This window comes from Pseudomonas sp. MOIL14HWK12:I1 (assembly GCF_000510705.1).
Lineage (GTDB): Bacteria > Pseudomonadota > Gammaproteobacteria > Pseudomonadales > Pseudomonadaceae > Chryseomonas > Chryseomonas oryzihabitans.
In genome coordinates, this window is sequence record NZ_KI783307.1 from 1,169,067 (window position 1) to 1,192,581 (window position 23,515).

Annotated in this window: 17 protein-coding genes; 12 read left to right on the forward strand and 5 right to left on the reverse strand. The window is 68.6% G+C overall.

The genetic code is table 11. The features are described 5' to 3' along the window. Nucleotides 1-92 precede the first annotated feature (92 nt). Nucleotides 93-1,406, forward strand: a complete 1,314-nt coding sequence (locus PSEK12I1_RS0115420) for a CitMHS family transporter (protein WP_027602121.1) — start codon at nt 93-95, stop codon at nt 1,404-1,406. Between the two features lie 157 nt (nt 1,407-1,563). On the opposite strand, the gene PSEK12I1_RS0115425 is transcribed toward PSEK12I1_RS0115420, so the two are convergent. After that, on the reverse strand, nt 1,564-2,352 hold the full coding sequence (locus PSEK12I1_RS0115425) for a substrate-binding domain-containing protein (RefSeq protein ID WP_027599585.1): 789 nt from the start codon (nt 2,350-2,352) through the stop codon (nt 1,564-1,566). A gap of 151 nt (nt 2,353-2,503) precedes the next feature. Here PSEK12I1_RS0115425 and PSEK12I1_RS0115430 point away from each other — a divergent pair, with 151 nt between their 5' ends. The 3 genes from PSEK12I1_RS0115430 (at nt 2,504) to PSEK12I1_RS0115440 (ending at nt 5,848) form a co-directional block, all read left to right on the forward strand. Next, nucleotides 2,504-3,181 carry a response regulator transcription factor gene (locus PSEK12I1_RS0115430; RefSeq protein WP_027602122.1) on the forward strand — a complete coding sequence of 226 codons (678 nt, stop codon included), beginning with the start codon at nt 2,504-2,506 and terminating at the stop codon, nt 3,179-3,181. Continuing rightward, nucleotides 3,159-4,532: a HAMP domain-containing sensor histidine kinase gene (locus PSEK12I1_RS0115435; protein WP_007158577.1), complete on the forward strand. Its 1,374-nt coding sequence runs from the start codon at nt 3,159-3,161 to the stop codon at nt 4,530-4,532. Before PSEK12I1_RS0115430 ends, PSEK12I1_RS0115435 begins: the two co-directional genes overlap by 23 nt. Nucleotides 4,533-4,633: 101 nt before the next feature. Beyond that, entirely contained in the window at nt 4,634-5,848 is a 1,215-nt protein-coding gene (locus tag PSEK12I1_RS0115440) for a D-alanyl-D-alanine carboxypeptidase family protein (protein ID WP_231501012.1), read from the forward strand. Nucleotides 5,849-5,863: 15 nt separating this feature from the next. Here PSEK12I1_RS0115440 and PSEK12I1_RS0115445 read toward each other — a convergent pair whose 3' ends face one another. Beyond that, a complete protein-coding gene (locus tag PSEK12I1_RS0115445) occupies nt 5,864-6,829 on the reverse strand; it encodes an alpha/beta hydrolase (RefSeq protein ID WP_027602124.1) in 966 nt (321 codons plus the stop codon). A 277-nt stretch (nt 6,830-7,106) separates the two neighbouring features. Here PSEK12I1_RS0115445 and PSEK12I1_RS0115450 point away from each other — a divergent pair, with 277 nt between their 5' ends. Both PSEK12I1_RS0115450 and PSEK12I1_RS0115455 read left to right on the forward strand, forming a co-directional pair. After that, a complete protein-coding gene (locus PSEK12I1_RS0115450) occupies nt 7,107-8,099 on the forward strand; it encodes a helix-turn-helix transcriptional regulator (RefSeq protein WP_037007013.1) in 993 nt (330 codons plus the stop codon). Between the two features lie 107 nt (nt 8,100-8,206). After that, nucleotides 8,207-9,121, forward strand: a complete 915-nt coding sequence (locus PSEK12I1_RS0115455) for a transporter (protein ID WP_027599580.1) — start codon at nt 8,207-8,209, stop codon at nt 9,119-9,121. A 9-nt stretch (nt 9,122-9,130) separates the two neighbouring features. Here PSEK12I1_RS0115455 and PSEK12I1_RS0115460 read toward each other — a convergent pair whose 3' ends face one another. Next, entirely contained in the window at nt 9,131-12,040 is a 2,910-nt protein-coding gene (locus tag PSEK12I1_RS0115460; RefSeq protein WP_081737498.1) for a PAS domain-containing protein, read from the reverse strand. Between the two features lie 393 nt (nt 12,041-12,433). Here PSEK12I1_RS0115460 and PSEK12I1_RS0115465 point away from each other — a divergent pair, with 393 nt between their 5' ends. After that, nucleotides 12,434-13,750 (forward strand): APC family permease, encoded by a 1,317-nt coding sequence (locus PSEK12I1_RS0115465; RefSeq protein WP_027602127.1) that lies wholly within the window; start codon nt 12,434-12,436, stop codon nt 13,748-13,750. Here the strand turns inward: PSEK12I1_RS0115465 and PSEK12I1_RS0115470 are convergent. After that, the gene (locus PSEK12I1_RS0115470; RefSeq protein ID WP_027602128.1) at nt 13,747-16,833 is read right to left on the reverse strand and encodes a response regulator; all 3,087 of its coding nucleotides are present in this window, start codon (nt 16,831-16,833) and stop codon (nt 13,747-13,749) included. The genes PSEK12I1_RS0115465 and PSEK12I1_RS0115470 overlap by 4 nt on opposite strands. Nucleotides 16,834-17,061: 228 nt before the next feature. On the opposite strand from PSEK12I1_RS0115470, the gene PSEK12I1_RS0115475 reads away from it, so the two are divergent. Then, complete coding sequence (locus tag PSEK12I1_RS0115475) at nt 17,062-18,681, forward strand: methyl-accepting chemotaxis protein (protein WP_027602129.1); 1,620 nt, start codon at nt 17,062-17,064, stop codon at nt 18,679-18,681. Nucleotides 18,682-18,835: 154 nt separating this feature from the next. Continuing rightward, entirely contained in the window at nt 18,836-19,144 is a 309-nt protein-coding gene (locus PSEK12I1_RS0115480; RefSeq protein ID WP_027602130.1) for a hypothetical protein, read from the forward strand. Here the strand turns inward: PSEK12I1_RS0115480 and PSEK12I1_RS0115485 are convergent. Further along, nucleotides 19,141-20,061 carry a GGDEF domain-containing protein gene (locus tag PSEK12I1_RS0115485; RefSeq protein ID WP_027602131.1) on the reverse strand — a complete coding sequence of 307 codons (921 nt, stop codon included), beginning with the start codon at nt 20,059-20,061 and terminating at the stop codon, nt 19,141-19,143. The genes PSEK12I1_RS0115480 and PSEK12I1_RS0115485 overlap by 4 nt on opposite strands. A 271-nt stretch (nt 20,062-20,332) precedes the next feature. Here PSEK12I1_RS0115485 and PSEK12I1_RS0115490 point away from each other — a divergent pair, with 271 nt between their 5' ends. From PSEK12I1_RS0115490 to PSEK12I1_RS0115500, 3 genes are all read left to right on the forward strand, one after another. Beyond that, a complete protein-coding gene (locus PSEK12I1_RS0115490) occupies nt 20,333-21,805 on the forward strand; it encodes an iron-containing redox enzyme family protein (RefSeq protein ID WP_027602132.1) in 1,473 nt (490 codons plus the stop codon). Between the two features lie 70 nt (nt 21,806-21,875). Then, nucleotides 21,876-22,838, forward strand: a complete 963-nt coding sequence (locus PSEK12I1_RS0115495) for a class I SAM-dependent methyltransferase (RefSeq protein ID WP_051399125.1) — start codon at nt 21,876-21,878, stop codon at nt 22,836-22,838. A gap of 63 nt (nt 22,839-22,901) precedes the next feature. Continuing rightward, on the forward strand, nt 22,902-23,480 hold the full coding sequence (locus tag PSEK12I1_RS0115500; RefSeq protein WP_027602134.1) for a glutathione S-transferase family protein: 579 nt from the start codon (nt 22,902-22,904) through the stop codon (nt 23,478-23,480). Nucleotides 23,481-23,515 lie beyond the last annotated feature (35 nt).

The following is a 23,515-nucleotide window of genomic DNA, read 5'->3' on the forward strand; positions in this document are numbered from 1 at the left end:
GCAATCCCACCTCCGCGCCGTCAGCTGGCCGGAGGCGGGGATCGGCTGGCCCGCGGCCGGCCAGACCCACAACAAGAACAAGGGATATGCCTATGCTCGCGCTTCTCGGTCTGATCATGGTGGTGACCTTCACCTACCTGATCATGAGCAAACGTCTGTCGCCCATCGTGGCGCTCACCGTGGTGCCCATCGTCTTCGCCCTCATCGGCGGCTTCGCCCCCACCACCGGCAAGATGATGCTCGACGGCCTGAAGATGGTGGCGCCCTCCGCGGCGCTGCTGCTGTTCGCCATCCTCTTCTTCGGCCTGATGATCGACGCCGGGCTGTTCGATCCGCTGATCCGCAAGATCCTCAAGCGCGTCAACGGCGACCCGGTCAAGATCGCCATCGGCACCGCGCTGCTCTCGCTGCTGGTGGCCCTAGACGGCGACGGCACCACCACCTACATGATCACCTGCGCGGCCATGCTGCCGCTGTACAAGCGCATCGGCATGAATCCCATGGTGCTGGCGACCGTCTCCATGCTCTCGCTGAGCATCATGAGCGGCATGAGTCCCTGGGGCGGCCCGGCCACCCGCGCCATCGCCGCGCTGGGGCTGGACGCCACCGCCTACTTCATTCCCATGCTGCCCACGGTGATCGGCGGAGCGGCCTGGGTGGTCTTCACTGCCTACCTATTGGGTCGCCGCGAGCGCGCGCGCATCGGCAACGTCGCCCTGGAGAGCGGCGGGGCGGCCGGCGGCAAGTGCTACATCGAGGAGATCCTCGGTGATTCGCCGACCAAGCGGCCGCGCCTGGCCTACGTCAACCTGGTACTGGTGATCGCGGTGATGACCGCTCTGGTCATGGGCGTGATGCACGCCGCCATCCTGTTCATGATCGGCTTCGTGCTGGCGCTGATGATCAACTATCCGCAACTGGATTTGCAGAAGGAGCGCATCCTGGCCCACTCCGGCAATGCCATGACTGTGGTGCTGCTGGTGTTCGCCGCGGGCATCTTCGCCGGCATCTTTTCCGGCACCAAGATGGTCGACGCCCTGGCCCAGACCCTGGTCGACTGGATTCCGCCGGCCTGGGGCCACTGGTTCCCGCTGGTGGTGGCCATCACCAGCATGCCGCTGACCTTCGTGCTGTCCAACGATGCCTACTACTTCGGCGTGGTGCCCATCCTGGCCAACGCCGCCGCGGCCTACGGCATCGATCCGGTGGAAATCGCCCGCGCCTCGGTGCTGGGCCAGCCGGTGCACCTGATGAGTCCGCTGGTGGCCTCGACGCTGCTGCTGGTGGGTATGGTCGACCGCGACATCGGCGACTTCCAGAAGGCCACCGTCAAATGGGCGGTGCTGACCTCCCTGGTCATCACCGCCATCGCCCTGCTCACCGGCGCCATCTCCTTCTTCGTCTGACGCCGGCGGAGCAACTGTCTTTATCGCGGCCATGCCGGTACGCCGTAGCGGCCGCTCCTACGGTGGCGTCCGTGCCTGTAGGAGCGGCCCATGGCCGCGATATGCGATCAAGACAGTTGCTCCTACAAAAGCATCAACCGCTGTAGGAGCGGCCTTATTACTGCTGCGCCGGAATGGGCTTGAGACCGCTGTCCTCGATGGCCTTGGCGGCGTCTTTCGAGGCCAGGTACTGCAGCAGGGCGCGCGCGGCATCCGGGTGCGTGCTCTTGCTGACCACGGCGCCGGAATAGAGGGTCATCTTCTGCGCCTGGTCAGGGATCAGGCCGACGATGTCGATGCCCTGCACCGGCTTCAATTCGCTCAGCTGCTGGAAGCCCAGCTGCGCCTCGCCACGGGCGACGACTTCGCCCACCGGCTCGGCGGGGATCATGCGCGCCTTGGCCTTGAAGGCATCGCTCAGCTGCATGCGCGGGAACAGGATGTGCGCCAGATAGACACCGCTGGCGCTGTCGGAATAGGCCACCGACTGGGCACTTTCCAGACTCTGCTTGAAGGCCTCCATGGTGGAGATGTCCGGCTTGGGCGCGCCCTTGCGCACCGCCATGGCGATGAAGGATTGCCCCAGGTCGACCCGGCTGTCCTTGAGCGCCTGGCCGTTGGCGACCAGCTTGTCCAGCGCCGAACCCACCATCAGCACCACGTCGGCCGGCTCGTTGCGGGCCAGGCGCTGAGGGATGGCCTGGGGCGTGTCGCCCATGGACGGCGCGGCGGCGATGTCCAGTTTCACGCCGGTGGCCTTTTCATAGGCCGGGGCGACTTCGCGGATGGCGCCCATGATGCCGCCCGAGCTCAGCACCGTGAGGGTGGTGACGGGTTGCGCGGCCAGCAGTGGCGTGGAGGCCAGCAGCAGGGCGCCAAGGGCAAGGGTGGGCAGACGTCGAAACATGATGAAGACTCCAGGGTGAAAAGACCGACGATAGACCGCGGGCGAGGCGGAAGCGCGTTAGTCCGAATGAAGAAAAATTTAATTTACCGACCTGGCCGTTTTCCCTAGGGTGTCCGGTCCGCCAGACCGGGCGCCAGATCCAGAGGCCATCATGACCCAGGCTTTGGTCATCGAAGACGACGAGGTGACCGCCCACGCCATCGCCAGCGAATTGCAGGCGCAAGACTATCAGGTACGTTGGGAAAGCACCGGCCGCGAGGGCCTGGCCGCGGCCATCGCCGGCGGCCATGACATCATCACCCTCGACCGTATGCTGCCGGATTTCGATGGCCTGACCATCGTCAGCACCCTGCGTGGCCTCGGCATCGCCACCCCGGTGCTGATGCTCAGCGCCCTGTCCGATGTCGACGAGCGCGTGCGCGGCCTGAGGTGCGGCGGTGACGACTACCTGACCAAGCCCTTTTCCCTGGTGGAGATGATGGCCCGCCTGGAGGCGCTGCTCAGACGGCCGGGCGCGCAGTCCGCCAGTCACCAGTTGCGGGTCGGCGAGCTGACCCTGGACCTGATCGAGAACACCCTGACCCGGGCCGGCGAGGCCATCGCCCTGCTGCCCACCGAATTCAAGATCCTCACCTACCTGATGCGCAACGCCGGGCAACTGGTGACCCGTACCATGCTCTTCGAGCAGGTCTGGGGCTATCACTTCGATCCGGGCACCAACATCATCGACGTGCACATGGGGCGGCTCAGACGCAAGATCGAGCGGGCCGGGCGGCCGCTGGTGCATACCGTTCGCGGAGCCGGCTATGTCCTCGTCGTCCCGGACTAGGCGCTGGCGCTCGGGCAGCAGCCGCCTGCTGGCACTCTATGCGCTGCTCTTCGTGGCCTGGGGCGCGGTCTTCACCGGGGTGCTCTACTGGCAGATCTCCGGCTACCTGGGCGCCGTGGCGGAGCGCACCCTGCTGCAGCGGGCGCACTACTACGGCAAGGTGGCCGACGCCGACCTGCTGGGCGAGCTGCAGGCCAGCGAGGTCTATTCCATGCCCGGCATCGACGCCTACGGCCTGTTCGAGGCCGATGGGCGCTATGTGGCCGGCAACCTGGTCAAGCTCCTGCGCAACCTGCCGGACGACGGCCGGGTGCACTACCTGCAGCGCGGCCTCAGGACCACCGACGCCCTGGACGAGACCCGCAGCAGCCATGCCTTTCTGCAGCGCCGCGCCGACGGCCGCATCCTGGTGCTGGCCCGCGACGGCGGCTCCATTTCGGCGGTGGGCGGCATCATCGGCCAGGCGCTGTTCTGGGGCCTGTCGCTGACCCTGATCCCCGGCCTGGTCGGCTGGCACCTGTTGCGGCGACGACCGTTGCGGCGCGTCGAGCGACTGCAACGCAGCCTGGAACGGATCGTCGCCGGTCACCTGGAGGAACGCCTGCCACTGTCGCCGCGCCACGACGAGCTGGACATGCTGGCCGATGCGGTCAATACCACCCTGGCGCAGCTGGAGCGCTCGATGCACGAGGTGAAGGGCGTCTGCGACGGCATCGCCCATGACCTGCGCACCCCGCTGACGCGGCTGCGGGCGCGCCTGCACCAGCTGCAGCAACTGCCGCTGGCCGAACCCCAGGCCGAGAGCCTCGGCGAGGCGCTGGCCGAGACCGAGGCCATCATGTCGCGCTTCCAGGGCCTGCTGCGCATCTCCGAGCTGGAGGACACCCGGCGGCGCATGGCCTTCGCGCCCCTGGACCTCGCTGCGCTGCTGCGCCAGGCCCATGATTTCTACGAACCCCTGGCCCAGGAAAAGGCCCAGACCCTGAGCCTGGAGCTGGGCGAGGCGCTGCCGGAGGTGCAGGGCGACGCCGAGTTGCTGTTCGAGGCGCTGGTCAATCTGCTCGACAACGCCCTCAAGTTCGCTCCCGAAGGGGGCAGGGTGCGGCTGGTGGCGCGTGGCGTCGGCCTGGCGGTGCGCATCGAGGTGATCGACGACGGCCCCGGCATTCCCGAGGCCGAGCGCGAGAGCGTGCTGCGCCGGCTCTATCGCGGCGATGCCAGTCGCCAGCAACCGGGCTATGGCCTGGGCCTGTCGCTGGTGGCGGCCATCGTGCGGTTGCATGGCTTCAGCCTGAGCATCGAGGCGGCCGAACCGGTGGGCGCGCGGGTGATCATCACCAGCGCCGGGTGAGGTGAGCCTTCCTAAATTTTTCTTCATTTTGCTTCATTTGAGACCGGGGCAGGGCTCTCCCAGGATGGCGGGCCCCTCCTGCCACACCGGATCTGCCGCTCGTGAAACACCCCTTGCTACTGGGCCTCGCCGCCCTGGGTCTCGCCTGGCTCGGCCAGGTCGAGGCCGCGCCCGCCGCTGCGCCCGCCGCTGCGCCCGCCGCTGCACCCGCCGCTGCGCCCGCCACCACCGTGCTGATTCCTTCGCCACCCCAGCTCTCGGCCAAGGCCTGGGTGCTGATGGACGCCACCACCGGGCAGGTGATCGCCGAAGAGAATGCCCACGAGCACCTGCCGCCGGCCAGCCTGACCAAGCTGATGACCGTCTATGTGGCGACCCGCGACATCCAGGCCGGCCAGCTCAAGGCCGACGACCCGGTCACCGTCAGCGAGCACGCCTGGCGCACCGAAGGCTCGCGGATGTTTCTCGATCCGCGCAGCCAGGTGTCGGTCCACGATCTCCTGCAGGGCATCATCATCGACTCGGGTAACGACGCCAGCGTGGCCCTGGCCGAGCACATCGCCGGCAGCAACGAGAGCTTCGCCAGCCTGATGAACGCCACCGCGCAGCGCCTTGGCCTGCACGACAGTCACTTCATGAATCCCACCGGGCTGCCCGACCCCGAGCACTTTTCCTCGCCCTACGACATGGCGCTGCTGGCCCGCGCCATCATCCAGGACGAGTCGGCCTACTATGAGCTCTATGCCAGGAAGTACTTCCCCTGGAACGGCATCCGCCAACCCAATCGCAACCTGCTGCTGTGGCGCGACCACACCGTGGACGGCCTCAAGACCGGGCATACCGAGGCGGCTGGCTACTGCATGGTCACCTCGGCGCTGCGCGACGGACGCCGACTGATCACCGCGGTGTTCGGCTCCAACTCCATCAACAACCGCGCGGCGGACACCCAGAAGCTGCTGACCTATGGCTATCGCTTCTTCGACAACCTGAGCCTCGACAAGGCCGGCGTCGCCCTGGGCACCCCGGCGATCTGGGAGGGCGAGCAGGCGACCCTGCCGGTGGGCGTGACCGAGGACGTGGTGCTGACCCGTCCCAAGGGCCAGCAACCACCCGAGCGCCGCCTGGTGCTGAACGAGCCGCTGGTGGCGCCCATCGCCCAGGGCGCGGTGGTCGGCCGCCTGGAGCTGGTGGAGGGCGACCGCGTCCTGCAGACCCGCCCGCTGGTGGCCCTGGAGGCGGCGGCGCAGGGCGGCTGGTGGTCGCGCTGGCCGGAGCACCTCTATCGGCTGGTGCTGCACTGGTTCGGCCGGGTCTGACCCGCGCGGGCGGCCTCAGGTCGCCTGCTGCAGGTGCTCGCGCAGAAAGGCATTCATCCTTTCCAGGGTCCAGCGCACGCCTGGCAGCACCCCAAGCATCTCGATGAAGCCATGGATCATGCCCGGCAACTCGTGGTACTCCACGGCGTTGCCGGCGCCGATCAGCGCCTGGGCGTAGAGGCGGGCATCGTCGCGCAGGGCGTCGCATTCGGCGCCGAAGATCAGCGCCGGCGGCAGGTTGGCATGGGAGGGGGCATAGAGCGGCGAGACGCGCGGGTCGCGGGTGTCCACGTCCTGGAGATACATCCCCGAGAAGTAATCCATCATCGGCCGGGTCAGCGGCGGGACCTGGGCGTTCTCGATGCGCGAGGGGTGATTCCAGGCCTCGGGCGTGTTGTCGACGCCGGGGTAGATCAGCACCTGGGCCTTGAGCCTGAGCGGTCCTTCGCGCAGGTGCAGCGCGGCCATGGCCGCCAGGCCGCCGCCGGCGCTGTCGCCGGCCACGGCGACGCGGTCGAGATCGAGATTCAAGGCGCTGCCGGCCTGGGCCAGCCAGTGCAGGGCGGCCAGCACATCGTCGGGGCTCGCCGGTGCCGGATGCTCGGGGGCGAGGGCATAGTGCACCGCCAGCACCGCGAAGCCGGTGCCCAGGGCGATCTGGCGGCAGAGCGAATCATGGCTGTCCAGGTCGCCGATCACCCAGCCACCGCCGTGCAGATAGACCACCAGCGGGCGCGGTCGATCGTCTTCCGCATAGGGGCGGTAGAGGCGCAGCGGGATGGGGCCGAGCGGACCGGGGGCGCTGAGTTCGTCCACCCGCGTCACGGGCGCCGGCGGCAGGCCAAGGGCGCGATTCAGCTGCACATAGGCGGCGCGCGCCTGCGCCGGGGTGAGGCTATCCAGCGGCGGCTGCGGGTGGGCGGCCAGCTGCGCCAGCAGGCCGCCCACCTCGGGAGTGAGGCGCGCGAAGACGTCGGGCATGGGGCTTCTCCTGTGGTCCCGGGCGCCAGGATGGACGCCGGGTCGCCGCCAGCCTCGCCGCAGGCTTGGGGCGGGTCTATCGATCAGATGAACGATGGCGGCGGCTGTTGGACCTCGGCTAGCCCGCGGCCGTTGCGCGGTCGCGCCCGTGGCTGAGGGCGGCCTATCCTGCATCTGAACGATAGGCGCGCCGCCGCGGTACGGTAGACTCGGACCCAAGCCAGGCCCCGTCAGGGGGCCGGCATCCTACCCAGACAATCAAAACAATGGGGGTAGCATGGATCAGTCAGCCGTCGTTTCCTGCAGTGTGCCCAGCGACGTGGTCGCCCGCTTCAGCCAGGTCGTCCTGGCGCTGCAAGCCCGCCTGCGGGGCGGGGCCATCACCGAATTCCATGCCCAGGCCCTGGCGCAGCTGCAACGCCTGGTCGCCTTCGACAAGGCCTGGTGGGGCAACTCCGCCTGGCGCGACGGCGTCCCCGTGGCGCACAGCACCTTTCTGCTGGGGCTGCCCGGGAGCTATACCCGCGAATGGGATGCCCTCAAGGCCGACGACCGCACCCTTGGCGACCTGCACCTGGTGCAGGGACGCTGCCAGGTGTTCGACTGCCAGGACCTGACGGCCTCGCCGAGCCTGGCCGCCCTGGGGCAGCGGTATGGCCTGGCCCACGGCCTGCGCATCGTGCTCACCGACGACCAGACCCGCCTGGGCGTGCACCTCACGCTGTTCCGCGAAGATCCCGCCACCCCCTTCACCGCCCTGGAATGCCAGCTGGTGGAATGGCTGATGCCGCACCTGCTGCATGCCGAGCGCGAGAGTTGCCTGCGCACCCTGGCGACCCTGAGAGACAGCCAGGGCAGCTTCGACGAACTGGCCCTGGCGGTGTGCGATCGCTATGGCGTGCTGCTGTCCATGGAGCCCGGCTTCGCCGCCCTGCTGGCGGGAGAATGGGAGGGCTGGCAGGGCAATCGCCTGCCGCCCGCCTGCGATCCCCAGGGCACCTACCACGGCCGTACCCTGCAGCTCGATGCCCAGCCGCTGGGCGATCTGCTGCTGCTCAAGGCGCGCCGGCGCAGTTCGGCGGAACGCCTCAGTGCCCGCGAACTGGAAGTGGCCCAGTGCTTCGCCCTCGGCCAGACCTACAAGGAAGTCGCCCGCAACCTGGGCATGGCGCCGGCCACGGTCCGCCATCACCTGAGGCGCATCTACGAGAAGCTCGGCGTCAACCGCAAGGCGCAGATCGCGCAACAGGTCGCCGCCGCGCCGGACTGATCTCCCCCTGATCCCTATGCCAAGACCGGGCGCCTCGCGCGCCCGGTGAGGCCTCGCTCGCCCGCTCGAAAGCCCTGAGGAATCCCGCCATGCCGTCTCTGCCCGGAATGCTGACCCGCGCCGCCGTCCTGTCACTCGCGGCGCTGGCCGCCACCACCCACGCCACCGAGAAGGGCATGCCGACCACCGCCGCCGGGGTGCAGGACTTCGGCGCCGGCTTCATGCCGCCGTCGACGCCCGTCGGTACGATCGGCATGCGCTTCAGCGACTACCAGGCGCGGGTGATCAAGGACAGCCATGGCCGGGACGATGGCAACGATTTCAACATCAACGTCCTGGCCATCGGCCTGGCCTATCTGCGCATGACCGATCAGCAGCTGTTCGGCGCGCGCTATGGCTTCGGCGCGGTCTCGGTGTTCTTTCGCATGGACGCGGACCTCGGCATCAACGCCGGCGGGCAGCGGGTGTTCAGCGACAGCGCCGAGCTGTTCCGCCCGGCCGACCTGCAGCTGATTCCGCTGATCCTCGCCTGGGAGCCGGCGCCCGGCGTGGGCATCAACACCCAGCTGTCGATCCAGGCGCCCACCGGCGACTACGACAAGAATCGCCTGGTCAGTCCCGGGACCAACCACTGGACGGTCTCGCCGATCTTCAACGCCAGCTACATCAGCCCCAGCGGACTGGAGCTGTCGTCCAGCTTCCAGGTCGACATCAATGCGCGCAACTCGGCCACCGACTACCGCAGCGGGGTGGAGTACCGCCACGAATTCGCCGTCGGCCAGCACGTCGGCCCCTGGACGGCGGGACTTGGCGGCTACTACTACCGCCAGCTCAGCGACGACGACGCCCCCGGCCTGACCCGTGGCAACCGCGCCCGCACGCTGGCGCTGGGGCCGGCGCTCAGCTACTTCGACCCCGCCTCGGGGCTGCCGGCCATCTGGTTGCACGCCTACAAGGAGTTTGAGACGCGCAACCGGGCGGAGGGCTATACGGTGGCGCTGAAGATCGGCGCCAGCTTCTAGCGGGGTGGGCTAGCCGCCCATCATCTCGCGCACCCGCGCCGCCAGGGTGTCCACGGCGAAGGGTTTGGTCAGGATCTCCATGCCGGGGTCCAGGTGGCCGTTGCCGATGGCGGCGTTCTCGGCATAGCCGGTGATGAACAGGGTCTTGAGCCCCGGGCGTGACTGGCGTCCCGCATCGGCCATCTGCCGGCCGTTCATGCCACCGGGCAGACCGACGTCGGTGATCAGCAGATCCAGGTGCACATCGGACTGCAGGATCTTCAGGCCGGTGAGGCTGTCGGCGGCTTCGATCACCGCGTAGCCGAGGTCTTCGAGGATATCCACCACCAGCATCCGTACCGTTGGCTCGTCGTCGACGATGAGCACCGTCTCGCCCTGGGCGCTGCCGGCCATATCCAGGCGCGTGGCCAGGTCTTCGTCGGCCGGCGCCTCGCCCAGGTAACGTGGCAAATAGATGCACAGGGTGGTGCCCTGGCCGACTTCGGAGTAGAGCCGCACCTGGCCGCCCGACTGGCGCGCGAAGCCATAGATCATCGACAGGCCCAGGCCGGTGCCCTGGCCGATGGGCTTGGTGGTGAAGAAGGGCTCGAACACCCGGGCCGCCACCTCGGGCGGGATGCCGACCCCGGTATCGGTCACGCACAGCGACAGGTACTGGCCTTCCGGCAGATCCTGGGCGCGGGCGGTCTCGCGATCCATCCAGCGATTGGCGGTCTCGATGGTGATGCGGCCGCCGTCAGGCATGGCGTCGCGGGCATTGATGCACAGGTTGAGCAGCGAATTTTCCAGCTGGCTGGGATCCACCAGGGCGGGCCAGAGGCCGGCGGCACCGACCGTTTCGACCTGGATGCTCGGACCCACGGTGCGCTGGATGAGGTCGGTGAGGCCATCGATCAGCTGGTTGACGTCCACCGGTCGTGGCGCCAGGGTCTGACGCCGGGAAAAGGCCAGCAGCCGGTGGGTGAGGGCGGCGGCGCGCTTGGCCGCGCCCTGGGCGGCCACCAGGTAGCGATCGAGTTCGCGCAGCCGACCCTGGGCGATGCGCGTCTCCATCAGTTCCAGCGCGCCGGAGATACCGGCCAGCAGGTTGTTGAAGTCGTGGGCGAGGCCGCCGGTGAGCTGGCCGACGGCTTCCATCTTCTGCGCCTGGCGCAGCTTTTCCTCGGCCTGCATCAACTCGGCCGAGCGTTCGGCCACGCGCACCTCCAGGGTGTCGTTGAGGGTGCGCAGGGCGGCCAGGGCCTTGTCGCGCTCGGCCTCGATGGCGCGGCGCTCCTCGACGTCGATGAGCACGCCGGGAAAGCGCAGCGGCGTCCCGTCGGCGGCATGGTCGACCCGGCCGTTGGCCTCGATCCAGTAGTAGTGGCCGTCGGCGCGGCGCACCCGGTACTGATGGGCGAAGGATCCGGCCTGGGCGATCACCACCTCGATGGCCCGGGCAAGGCCCTCCTTGTCATCGGGATGGACGTTGGTGACCACCTGCGCCAGGCTCAGGCCCTCGCGGCCCAGCTGCGGGTCGAGGCCGAAGACCGTGGCGAAGGCTTCGTCCACGGTGAATCTGTCGGTCGGCAGGTCCCAGTGCCAGGTGCCGATGATGGCCCCCGCGGAAAGCGCCAGCTGCACCCGCTCGATGTTCTCCCGGGCCAGGGCCTCGCTGACGCGCAGCCGTTCCTCGGCGTTGCGTCGCTCGGTCACGTCGCTGAAGAGGATGGCGATCTGGCGCTCGTCCGGGTCGCCGACCCGCACGGCGCGCACGTCGAACCAGCGTTCGAAGGTGTTGGCGTAGTTCTCGAAGGTGGCCGGTTCGCCGGTCTTGGCCACATGGCCATAGGTGTCGAACCAGAACTGCTCCAGGTTGGGGGCGAACTCGGTCACCCACTTGCCGCGCAGATTGACCCCGGCCTGGCGTTCGAAGGCCGGATTGGCCTCCAGGAAGCGGTAGTCGATGGGCTTGTCGTCGGCATCGAACTTGACCTGGACGATGGCGAAGGCCGAGCCGATGGTCTCGATGATGGCGCGAAAGCGCTCTTCGCTCTTGCGCAGGGCGGTTTCCGCCGTCTGCAGCTGGCTCATGTCCAGCATGGCGCCGATCATCCGCGTGGGGCGGCCGTAGACATCACGGATCACCCGGCCGCGGTCGAACACCAGAGCATAGGAGCCGTCCGCACGCAGAAAGCGGTATTCGTCGGTCCAGACCAGGCCGTCGCCATCGATCACCCCATGGATGGAGGCGTCGATCCGCGTGCGGTCGTCCGGATGGATCTGGGCGAGCCACCAGTTGCCGGTAGAGTCCACCGCTTCCGGGGCGTGGCCATAGGCCGTGGTCAGGGCTTCGTTCCAGCGCACCTGGCCGGTGCTGAAGTCCCAGTCCCAGATGGCGTCGTTGGTGGCTTCGGCCACCAACCGGTAGCGTTCCTGGGTTTCCTTGAGCGCCAGGCCCGCCAGGTGTTCGACGGTACGATCGCGGAGGATCTTGACGAACCCCAGGGGCTCGCCGTCGTCGTCGGTCAGGGCCATCATCTCGCCCGAGGCCCAGAAGCGCTGGCCGTCCTTGCGCAGGTGCCAGCGCTCGTCCATGGCGCTGCCATCCCGCAACGCCTTGGCCATCTCGTACGCGGCACGGCGGTTGGCCCGGTCCTCAGGGGTGAAGAAGCGCGAGGCATCCTGGCCGATCATCTCCTGGGCGGTCCAGCCCATGACCTGCTCGGCGCCCGGATTCCAGTCCGTGATGAGCCCCTCGCGGTCGCAGACCACGATGGCGAACTGGGTGGTGCTTTCCAGCACGGCGCGGCTGCGTGCCTTGCTGGGGCGGCGGGGGGCGTCTTTGTCCGGCAGGGCCTCCTGCAAGGCGGCGCGCAGGCGCAGCACCTCGGCTTCGAGTTCGGCGCGCGTCAGCGTGGCCAGGGGTCCCTCACTCATCTTGCTGGGCATCCTCGGGGGAAGGGATCTTCAGGGTCGTTCGACCCAAAAAGTCGGAGAGTGTGGCAAGGGCCCGCGAGGGCGAAAAGGCCCTGCCGCTGATCGGCAAACCCGGCGGATCGGTGGCTTGCTGGTGGCCGGGCAAAACCGCTGCTTGCCAGCGAAACGGTGCGCTCGCGCGGGCTCCCGGGCTAGACGAGGGCAAGCGCAGCGGCGGCTGACCGGCAGCCGGGGCCCAGGATCGCGCTATGCCCGCGCGCCTGACCGTCCGGCCCGGGGGACGAACGGTCAGGGGCTGGAACCCGGTCGGCGCGCGGGCTCTCTACGGTTGCACGCGACGGGTTCGGCAAGGGCCCGCGTCCGTCTCTTCGACCGCTCCAGGAGCACCACGCCATGGCCACGGAATCTTCCCCTGCAACCACCACGCTCAAACGCGCCATCACCCTGCCCATGCTGCTGTTCTTCATTCTCGGCGACGTGCTGGGCGCGGGTGTCTATGCCCTGGCGGGGACCATCGCCGGGCGGGTCGGCGGCGCCATCTGGGCGCCGCTGCTGATCGCCTTGCTGTTCGCCCTGCTGACCGCCGCCTCCTATGCCGAGCTGGTCACCAAGTATCCGAGGGCGGGCGGCGCGGCGGTCTTTGCCGAACGCGCCTTCGGCCGGCCCTGGCTGTCCTTTCTGGTGGGTTTCTCGATGCTGGCCGCTGGCGTCACCAGTGCCGCGGGGCTGGCGGTGGCCTTTGCCGGTGGCTATCTGCAGGCGCTGGTGCCCTGGCCGGCCGGCTGGGTCTGCCTGGCCTTCCTGGTGCTCATCGGCCTGCTCAATGCCCGGGGCATCAAGGAATCGCTGTCGGTCAACCTGGTGATGACCCTGGTCGAGTTGTCGGGCCTGGTGATCGTCATCGTGGCGGCGGCCTGGTTCGTCGCCCAGGGGCAGGGTGAGCCGGCGCGGCTGCTGGAGGTGGATGCGCCCTCGGCCACGGTGGCCATTCTCAGCGCCTCGCTGCTGGCCTTCTACTCCTTCGTCGGCTTCGAGACCTCGGCCAACCTGGCCGAGGAGGTGCGCGATGTCAGCCGCGTCTATCCGCGGGCGCTGTTTGGCGCCCTGGTCATCGCCGGCATCGTCTACATGCTGGTGGGGGCGGGCGCCGCGCTGGTGCTGCCGGTGGCGCAGCTCAAGGCCTCGGGCGCGCCGCTGATGGACGTCCTCGGCGCCTCGGGGCTGGGCGTGCCGACCCGGCTATTTGCCGTCATCGCCCTGATCGCGGTGGCCAATGGCGCGCTGCTGACCATGATCATGGCCAGCCGCCTGGCCTACGGCATGGCCCGCCAGGGGCTGTTGCCGGCGGTGCTCGGTCGGGTGCTGCCGCGGCGACAGACCCCGGGGGTCGCCATCCTCGCCACCACCGCGGTGGCCATCGCCCTGACCTATACCAGCACCCTGGATGTGCTGGCCGAGACCGTGGTGCTCTTGCTCCTGGTGGTGTTCATCAGCACCAACCTGGCGGTGCTGGTGCTCAAGCGCGACCGGGTCGAACACGCGCATTTCCGCGTCCACTGGCTCTTTCCGGTGCTGGCCCTGGCCTCCTGTGCGCTGCTCCTGGCCCAGCAGGGCGCGGCGACCTGGTGGCGCGCCGCGCTGATGCTGCTGGTCGGCGCCGCGCTCTATGGCCTGACGCGGCTGGCCGGCGCGCGCCGGGTCACCGCCTAGCCGCCCACCAGCGCATAGAGGGTCTGCATGTCGGCCGGCTTGGTCAGGTGATGATCGAAGCCCGCCGCCAAGGCCTCGGCCTTGTCCTGGGCCTGACCCCAGCCGGTCATGGCGATCAGCTTGACGGCCTGCCCGGCCGGGATCCCGCGGATCGCCCGGGCCAGTTGGTGACCGGTCAGCCCCGGCATGCCGATGTCGGAGATGACGATGTCGGGGCCATAGCTCTGGAACAGCGTGAGCGCCGCCTGGCCGTCGTAGACGACCCGTACCTCGTGGCCATCCAGCTCCAGCAATTCGGCGATGGTGTCGGCGATGTCGGGGTTGTCGTCCGCCACCAGGATCCGCCGGGTGGCCGGCAGCGCTGGCGCCGCTGCGACGGGCTCCGCAACGGTCGCCGGAGGCGCCACGGTCAGCGGCAGGCTCACGGTGAAGCGGCTGCCCTGACCCAGGCCGGCGCTGGTCGCGGTGATGTCGCCACCCTGCAGCCGCGCCAGTTCGCGGGACAGCGCCAGGCCGATACCCAGCCCCGGCGAGCGTTCCGCCAGGCGCGGATCGATCTGGCCGAACATCTGGAACAGGTCGGTCAGGCGTTCGGGCGCGATGCCGATGCCGTTGTCGGCGATCTCCACCCGCACCTCTTCGGCGCCCGCCTGTACGGCGAGGATGATCCGACCGCCCGCCGGGGTGTAGCGGGCGGCGTTGCCCAGCAGGTTGATGAAGATCTGCTCCAGGCGCAGCGTATCGGCGTACAGCCAGAGCGGCGCCTCGGGCAGTTGCAGCATGAAGCTCTGACCCTTGTCCTGCATCGGCGCCTGGGCCGCGTCGGCCGCCGCCTGGAGCACCGTCTGCAGGGTAACGAAGGCGTTGTGCAGGGTGATGCGCCCAAAGGTGATGCGTGAGATGTCCAGCAGGTCATTGAGCAGGGCACCCATGCGTTCCACCTGCCGCTCGATGGTCTCGCAACTGCGCTGTTGCTGTTCGAGCGAGGCCTGGGGCGCGGCGATCAGCGCCGCCGCGTGGCGGATGGGCGCCAGGGGATTGCGCAGCTCATGGGCCAGCACGGCGAGGAATTCATCCTTTTGCCGATCGTTGTCGCGCAGCTGCTGTTCCTGGCGCTTGCGCTCGGTGATGTCGAGAAACCAGACCGCCACGTTGCCGTCGAAGGGCGTGGCGCTGATCTGCAGCCAGCGGCTGGTGCCACTGGCATCGGCGCCCTGTAGTTCGACGGACCAGGCCGCCTCGTCGGCCTGGTGCTCACCACAGGCCTGCAGGATGCGCGGACCGGCCCAGGGCAGGCTGGGATGCGCCGCGCTGCCGTCGTGGCCCAGGGTGGCGGCGCCGATGGGGTTGAGATAGTTCCAGACGAAGCCGCCTTCGGCAGCGGGCACGGCGATGCCGAAGGACACCTGCGAGCTCTCCAGCGCCACCCGCAGGCGGCGTTGCGAGTACAGCGCGGCCTCCTGGATCCGGGCGCGATCGATCACCAGCGCCGCCTTGGAGGCGCACAGATCGGCCAGGCGCTGCTGGCGCGGCGTGGGTTCCCCGGCCTCCGGCAGGTGCACGGTGAGCGCGCCGAGGGTGCCGTGCAGGGTACTGCGCAAGGGCACGGCATGCAGGGCGGCAAAGCCCAGGCGGCGGCCAAGCGTGGCCAGGGCGGCGAACTCCGGCGCGGTCGCCAGCTCCGGTATCACGACGCGGGTACCGCTGCGCAGGGCGGCGGCACAGGCGCTGTCCGCGGGCTGCAGGGCGGCCAACTGGTCCTGCTCCTCGGCCGCGAAGCCCGGCGCGAAATACAGCTGCGGCGGCTTGCCGTCTTCCAGCAGCGAGACGCAGCCCAGGGACGTCTGATGAAAGTGGCAGAGGACCTCGAGGATCTCCCGCAACTGTTGCGACAGCGAGGGCAATTGCAGCAGGCGATGATTGAGCCGTTGCAGGACCTCCAGATCGGCGACCTGCAGCTGCAACTGTTCCTGACTCCGCTGCAGGCCCCGCAGGTAGTCGTCCCGCTCCTCTTCCAGCAGCCGGCGGGCGTCGGCTGCGGCCAGCAGGGCTTCGCCGACCTGGCGGATCTCCAGGACGTCACTGTCCGGCAGCACGGGTGGCTGGCGCTGGCCCAGCGCCTGGGCGGCGGCCTGCAGCGCCTGTACCGGCTGGCTGATGCGCCGCGACAGCAGCAGGGCCATCGCCCAGGCGAAAGCCACCGACAGCACCAGGCCGCCGCCATAGAGGGCGAAGGAGCGATTGGCGGCCGCGGTCACCTCTTCGGTGGGGATGGCGGTGGTCACGGTCCAGCCGGAATCGGGCAGGCGCACGAAGGCGGTATAGACCTGGCGGCCTTCGCGGGTACGGGCGGTGCCGACGCCTTCCTCGCCCGGTTGCATCAGGATCGCCGCCAGGCCTGGCAGGGCGGGCTCGCCCAGGCTTTCCTCATGCAGACTGGTACGGGCAATGCGCAGGCCATGGCGATCGAATACCGAGCCCACCCAGTCCTTGGGCAGGGCGCGGGCCAGACGCGCCGCGCGGATGCTTTCCGGTGTCATCACCGCGGTCAACACGAAGCTCAGCCTACCCTCGCGCTGCACCGGCACCCTTACCGGAAAGGCCAGCTGGCCGGAGGGCCCCTTGCCCAGCTGACCGATGACCGGGCGACGTCGGGCGACCACCTCGGCGAAGCTTTCCGGCTCGGCCAGCGAGCCCGCGGGTTGACGCTGTTGCGTCGAGATGCGCCGGACCACCTGGCCATCCGGTGTGGCGAGCAGCACCGAGCGCCATCCCGGCGCCAGCGGCAGGACCCGCTCGACCAGGGTGGCGAAGCCCTCCAGGTCGCCCGCCGCCAGCAGGGGCGACTCGGCCAGGGCCTGGAGGATGGTCACCGAACGGCGCAGTTCGCTCTCGATGGTGGTGGCGGCCTGGCGGCTGGATTCCAGCGCCCGCTGCTCAGCTTCATGCTGCTGGTGATGGACGAGCAGCCACAGCCCCAGCCCGGCAATCAGCGCCAGGGGCACGATCCCGGCGAAGGCGATGGCCAGCAGGCGGTTGCGCAGCGGGACCAGGTGCGCAGGGCGGGACTTGATAGGCGACATGGGCATTTCGATGGTGGAGAAGGCTCATTCTAGCCTGAGTTAGAGTGGTCCTTTGCCAGGCTTGAGCTCCCGTCGTCGGGCCTGTGCATATCGCTGCAGGCCGCGCCAGCTCTAGCCTGCAGCTTATCGAGGGGGTACCGCTGATCGGCGATGGGTGGCTATTCAGTCAAGGGACGGTGACGCCGAACAGAAGGAGGTGAATCTGCCCTGTCTGCCCGGAGTCATTCCATGCGTACCCTGAGATTGTCGGCCCGTTCGGCCGTGTGTTTTGCCGCCGTCACCCTGTTGCTGCTGGTCCTGGCGGTCACCTCGGCCGTAGGCCTGAATTCGCTCTATAAAGCGGAGCAGGACGTCGAGACCAATTGGATGGCCAGCATCGCCCAGACCGCCAAGATGGATACCCTGGTGCTCCGTCTGCGCCTGGAGACCTTGCGCATGGTGGCCTCGGAGGACGACCAGATGAAGCAGACCGCCGCGGCGACCATCGCCCAGACGCGCGGCCAGCTGCAGAAGGAGGTGGCGGCCTATCAGGCCCTGGTCGCTTCGCCTGAGGAGCAGCGGTTGGCCGATGCCGTGTCCGCCGGCGTCAAGGCCTACGACGCCCGGCTCGACGAGATCGTTGCCATCGCCCGGACGCGTCCGGCCAGCGAAGGGACCGCCTACGTCAACGCCAACATCCGTCCGCTGACCAACGACCTGCAGGAGAAGATCGTCGCCCTGGGTGACTTCAACCAACGCGGCGCCAAGCAGGCGGGCGAGCTGGCCAACCAGACCTATAGCCGTAACCTCTGGCTGCTCGGGGTCATCTCCGCCGTGGCCGTGGTCCTCACCGTGGTGCTGGCCGTGCTCTATACCCGCAGCATCCTGCAGCCGCTGCGCCAGGTGCTGGCCATCAACAAGCGCATTGCCGAAGGCGATCTGCGGGTGTCGGTTGTGGCAGAGGGTCGCGACGAGATGGCCGACCTGATGCGGGCCACGGTGCAGATGCAGCAGACCCTGCGCGACACCGTCAGCCACATCGGCGAAGCCTCGACCCAGCTGGCGTCCGCCGCCGAAGAGATGAATGCCGTGACCGAAGAAGCCAGCCGTGGCCTCCAGCGCCAGAACGGCGAGGTGGAACAGGCTGCCGCGGCGGTCAACGAGATGACCGCCGCCGTGGAGGAGGTGGCGCGTAACGCCGCCTCGGCCTCGACCTCGGCGCAGCAATCCGAGCGCTCCACCGGCCTGGGCGCGGCCCGCGTCACCGAGACCGTCAATGCCATCAACTCCCTGACCAGCACCGTGTCCCACACCAGCGAGCAGATCGTCGCTCTGGCCGGACAGGCGCAAGGCATCGCCACCGTGGTCGATGTCATCCGTGGCATCGCCGAGCAGACCAACCTGCTGGCGCTGAACGCCGCCATCGAAGCCGCCCGGGCCGGTGAACAGGGTCGCGGCTTCGCCGTGGTCGCCGACGAGGTGCGCGCCCTGGCCCACCGAACCCAGGAATCCACCCGCGAGATCGAGCAGATGATCGGCGGCATCCAGAGCGGTTCGGAAGGCGCCGTGCAGGCCATGCAACGCAGCCGCGACGAGGCCACCGCCACCCTGAAGATCGCCCACGAAGCCGGCGCCGCCCTGGAGGAGATCGCCCGCTCCATCACCGAGATCAACGAGCGCAATTTCCTCATCGCCACGGCGTCGGAAGAGCAGGCCCAGGTCGCCCGATCGGTGGACCAGAATCTGGTCAGCATCCGCGACCTGTCGATCCAGACCTCGGCCGGTGCCCACCAGACCGCCGCGGCCGCCCATGAGGTCTCGCGCCTGGCGGTGGACATGAATCGCCTGGTCGGTCGCTTCTCGGTCTGATCCAGCTGAACGCCTGGAAAGGCCCTGCCGAGAGCCCCTCGGCAGGGCCTTTGCGTTGCCAGCCTACCGGCAGGCAGGCATGGCAGGACCAACGGCCGGGAACCGGTCCGGGGTGCCAAGGGGTCTGCAGCGAAAGATCCCAGGAGAGACGGCCATGTACCTCATCCAGTTGCTGCTACCCCTGAACGACAACGACGGCCAGCGCCTGCCCGGGGCGCTGTTCCAGGAGGTCCGTGAGGAACTGGTGGCGCGCTTCGGCGGGCTGACCGCCTTCAGCCGGGCGCCGGTGGAGGGCCTGTGCCAGGACGAGGCGGAGCGCGTCGAGGACGACGAGCTGCTGGTCTACGAGGTCATGACCGAGGCCCTGGACAGGGCCTGGTGGGCGGACTATCGGCGCCAACTGGAAGCGGCCTTTCGCCAGCGCGAAATCCTGATCCGCGCCCAGCCGACCGAACGCCTCTAGGCTTCGGCCAGCACCACCCGCGCCCGGCCGGCGCGCTTGGCCTGGTACAGGGCACCATCGGCGCGGCGGATCAGTTCATGGACATTGAGGCTGCCATCGGTGCAATGGGCGATGCCGATGGAGGAGGTGGTCTGGAGGCTGATGCCCTGCAGCTGCCAGGGTCGCTGCAGGGCACTGCACAGGCGCTCGGCCAGGGCCAGGGCCGCATCGGCGGAGGTCTCGCGCAGGAAGACGATGAATTCGTCGCCGCCGATCCGGCCGAGCAGATCCCCGGCCCGCAGGCAGGCGCTGACCCGGGCGACGAAGGCCACCAGCAGCAGATCGCCGAATTCGTGGCCGAATTCGTCATTGATGGCCTTGAAGCGGTCGAGGTCCAGATAGAACAGGGCGCAGGGCAGGTGGCCAGCAGCGCCAGCCCGGTAATGGGCGATCTGGTCGAGGATGCTGCGGCGGTTGGCGATGCCGGTCAGGGCGTCCAGGTAGGCCAGTGACCGGAAGCGCCTTTCGCTTTCCTGCAAGGCGGTCTCGGCCAGTTTGCGTTCGGTGACGTTGCGACTGACGATGGTCAGCAGCCGCCGTCCACCCTGGGCATCGAAGTGCGGGGTCTTGACCACTTCCCAGGTGTTGATGCGGCCGTCCGGGCCCAGGAAGGACTTTTCGATCTGGGTGGGCGCGCCGTTCTGCCAGGCCTGCTCGTCGGTGTCGATGTTGTAGCGGAAGGCCTCGGCATGGGTCGGAAACAGGTCGATCAACTCGACATCGGTGATGCCCACATAGTCGAAGCCGACCATGGCATAGGCTTCGAGCACGATGCGATTGACGAACAGCCAGCGCCCCTGGCCGTCCTTGGCGACGATGAACTCCTGGATCGAATCGAGGAGGGTGCGCAAATCGACGTCGGAATCGGCGGGGGACATGGGCAGGGCCTGGCGGTCGCATGGGGTTTCCAGGCTATCGGCCTGCCAGGGCGGGAAATGAGGTCCCTCGTCAGGTCACCCGTCGCCTGGCTTGTTGGATGACAACAGGCGAAGCGGTGCGCATCGGCCGCCGACGAACGGCAATGTTCCCGAGCCTGCGCCTTTGACGGCCACAAGCGAGGCGGCGCAGTCCTGGCGTGGGCTTGGCCAGGAACCAAGGCCTTACCCATGGGCCGAACGAGGTATTCATCAGCTGCCAGATGTGCCCCTCATGCAGACCACGACAAGAGCCGTTACCGGCCAGCACGCCGCCTCGAACCCGGTCACTCTCGAACCCGCCAAGGCGCTCTACCAGGCGTTGCTGATAGACCACCCGGGTGTCCAGGCGCAGGAGCGGGCGCGTCTCTTTCTCGACGACCAGCTGCAGGCGGTAGCCGGTATGAGCGCCGACCTGCCGGAAGACTCCGACGGCCTGGAGGCCTGGGTGCTGGAGAACAACGCCCGGGTCGGCGCCCAGTACCGCGACTACCTGGCCGCACGCAAGGCCGGGGCGCCGCGCCGCTATTTCGGCAGCAAGGCCCATGCGCTGTATTTCCTGCGCGGCGTGGCGCCGACCAAACTGGTGGATGGCGCCTGGCTCTATGGCACCCTGGCCCACTGGGACGACCTGCGCTATCGCGCCGCCATCCAGATCTACCTCGAAGAACTGGGCGACGGCCAACCGGACAAGAATCACGTGGTGCTCTATCGCAAGCTGCTGGCCAGCCACGGCTGCGAGGACTTCGCCGACCTGAGCGACGACCACTATGTGCAGGGCGCCATCCAGCTGGCCCTGGCCCATAACGCCGATCACTACCTGCCCGAGGTGCTGGGTTTCAACCTGGGCTACGAGCAACTGCCGCTGCACCTGTTGATCACCTCTTACGAGCTCAACGAACTGGGCATCGACCCCTATTACTTCACCCTGCACGTGACCGTCGACAACGCCGGCACCGGCCATGCGCGCAAGGCCCTGCAGGCGGTGCACGACGCCATGCCCGCCGAAGGCCGCGCGGCCTTCTACCAGCGCGTGGTGCAGGGTTATCTGCTCAACGAACTGGGCGCCAGCACCACCTCGGTGATCGCCGGCTTCGACCTGGAGCAGGCGGTGATCGAGGTGCTGGCGGAAAAGAGCAGCGTCGGCCGCTATGTGCATTCCGACTATTGCCGCATCGGCGGGCGCAGCGTCAGCGACTGGCTATACGATCCGTCGCAGATTCCGGACTTCCTCCAGGTGATGCAGGAACAGGGCTGGATCAAGCGCCACGAGGACCCCACCAACAGCCGCTTCTGGCGGCTGATCCAGGGCGAACGCGCGGAGATGTTCGGCGTCTTCACCGCCTACGAGCAGCAACTGATCCATGACTGGATCGCCGGCGATTTCGTGCACAACGGCGCCCGCAAGCAGGCCACTGGCGAGCGGGTGGCCGTGCTGCCGCGCCGCGAGGTGAGCTTTCGCGCCCGCCAGCGCCAGCAGGAACGCCTGTGCCCGGCGCTGGAAGCGGAGCAGGGCGGGGCGGCCAATGCGAGCAGGGCCCAGACCAGCGACTTCGACAGCGAGGAAGCCGCACTGGAGCAACGCCTGGCGAGCCAGCCCAGTCGCGCCGCCGCCATGGCGCTGCTGGTGGAGCAGCTGTCGCCGGCGCGCCATCACAGCCGCGCCGGCCTGCTGGCGACGCGGCTGTTCGTCTCGCTGTTGGGCTGACGCCCAGGCCAGGACCCGTGAGGGTCCTTTTTCATTTCGATTGCCACCTAAGGACCTGCCCGTGACGGCCATGGAACACCCCGAACACCCCGCGACGATCCCGGACCCGACCAAGGCGCTGGAGCTGGTGGTCGAGACGCTGCGTGCAGCCGACTATCACTTCATCACCCCGACCCCGGCCTCTCACGCCCGGGTCAATGCCCGACCCGGCAATGCCTGGGCGCGGGATCTGCAAGGCGTCTTCGGCTGGAGCCGGCCGTTTTCCCGCGAGGTGCTGCCGGAGTCCCTCGTCGACGCCCTGGCCGCGGCCGAGCTGCTGACCCCGGTGCCCGGCGGCTGGCGCAGTCGGGTGCGGGTATCGAGCCTGGGCGATCAGCTGTTCGTGCATTCCGCCTATCCCACCGAAGAAGCCGATGCGGTGTTTTTCGGCCCCGATACCTATCGCTATGCCAATGCCCTGGAAGCCCAGTTGCGCTTCGAGACCGGCACCATCCGCCGGGCGGTGGACATCGGCAGCGGCGCCGGTCCCGGTGCCATCCTGGTCGCCCTGGCGCGGCCCGATGCCGAGGTGCTGGCGGTGGACATCAACCAGCGCGCCCTCGCACTGACCCGGGTCAATGCCGCGCTGGCCGGAGCCGACAATCTGCAAGCGCGCTACAGCAACCTGCTCAAGGACGTGGACGGAGACTTCGACTTCATCCTGTCCAATCCGCCCTATCTGGTCGATCCGGGCGAGCGCGCCTATCGTCATGGCGGCGGCGCGCTGGGCGCTGGCCTGTCGCTGGCCATCCTCGACACGGCGCTGGAGCGCCTGGCCCCGGGTGGCACCCTGCTGCTCTATACCGGCGTCGCCATGGTCGAGGGGCGCGATCCCTTCCTGGAAGAGGTCCGCACGCGCCTGGCCGACCAAGACGTGGCCTGGCGCTATCGCGAGCTGGACCCGGATGTCTTCGGTGAAGAGCTGGAGACGGGGGGCTATGCCCATACCGATCGCATCGCCGCCGTGGTTCTTACCGTGACCCGACCGCGCTGAGGCCCCCCGCCAGCGGCTACACTGGCGGGCGCCCTCATCACCCGCCGTGTCCCGGAGTCCGCCATGCAACTGCTGCTGAACCAGACCTCGCCCTACGCCCGCGCCGCGCGCGTCACCGCCCTCGAAGCCGGCTTCGGCGAGCGACTGACACTGGTGTGGAGCGATCCCTGGAACGACGATCCGACCTTGCTGGCAGCCAACCCGGGCAACAAGGTCCCGGTCCTGATCACCGACGATGGCATTGCCCTCAGCGAGACCCTGCTGATCTGTGCCCATCTGCACCAGTTGGGTGGCGGCAGTCCGCTCGCGGCCGAACGCCTGCAACTGGCCGGCCTGGGCCAGGGCCTGATCGATGCTGCCTTCGGCACGGTGATCGCCCGCAAGCATGGCGGTGCGGCTCAGGATGACTCGGTGCTGGGTGCCCGCCGACTGGCGGCCATCGACCGGCTGCTGGCGCGCTTGGCGGAGACGTCCGCGCTGGAGGCACAGGACCTCGATTTCAGCCACTACCTGGTGGCCGTCGGCCTGGACTACCTGAGCTTTCGCCTGCCGCAGATCGACTGGTCCGCGCACGGACGGCTGGTGGCCTTCCACCAGCGCCTCACCGCACGCCCGAGCTTTAGCGCGACGACCTTCCAGTAGGGCGAGAAAAACCCCACGCGGCCGGCCGCGTGGGA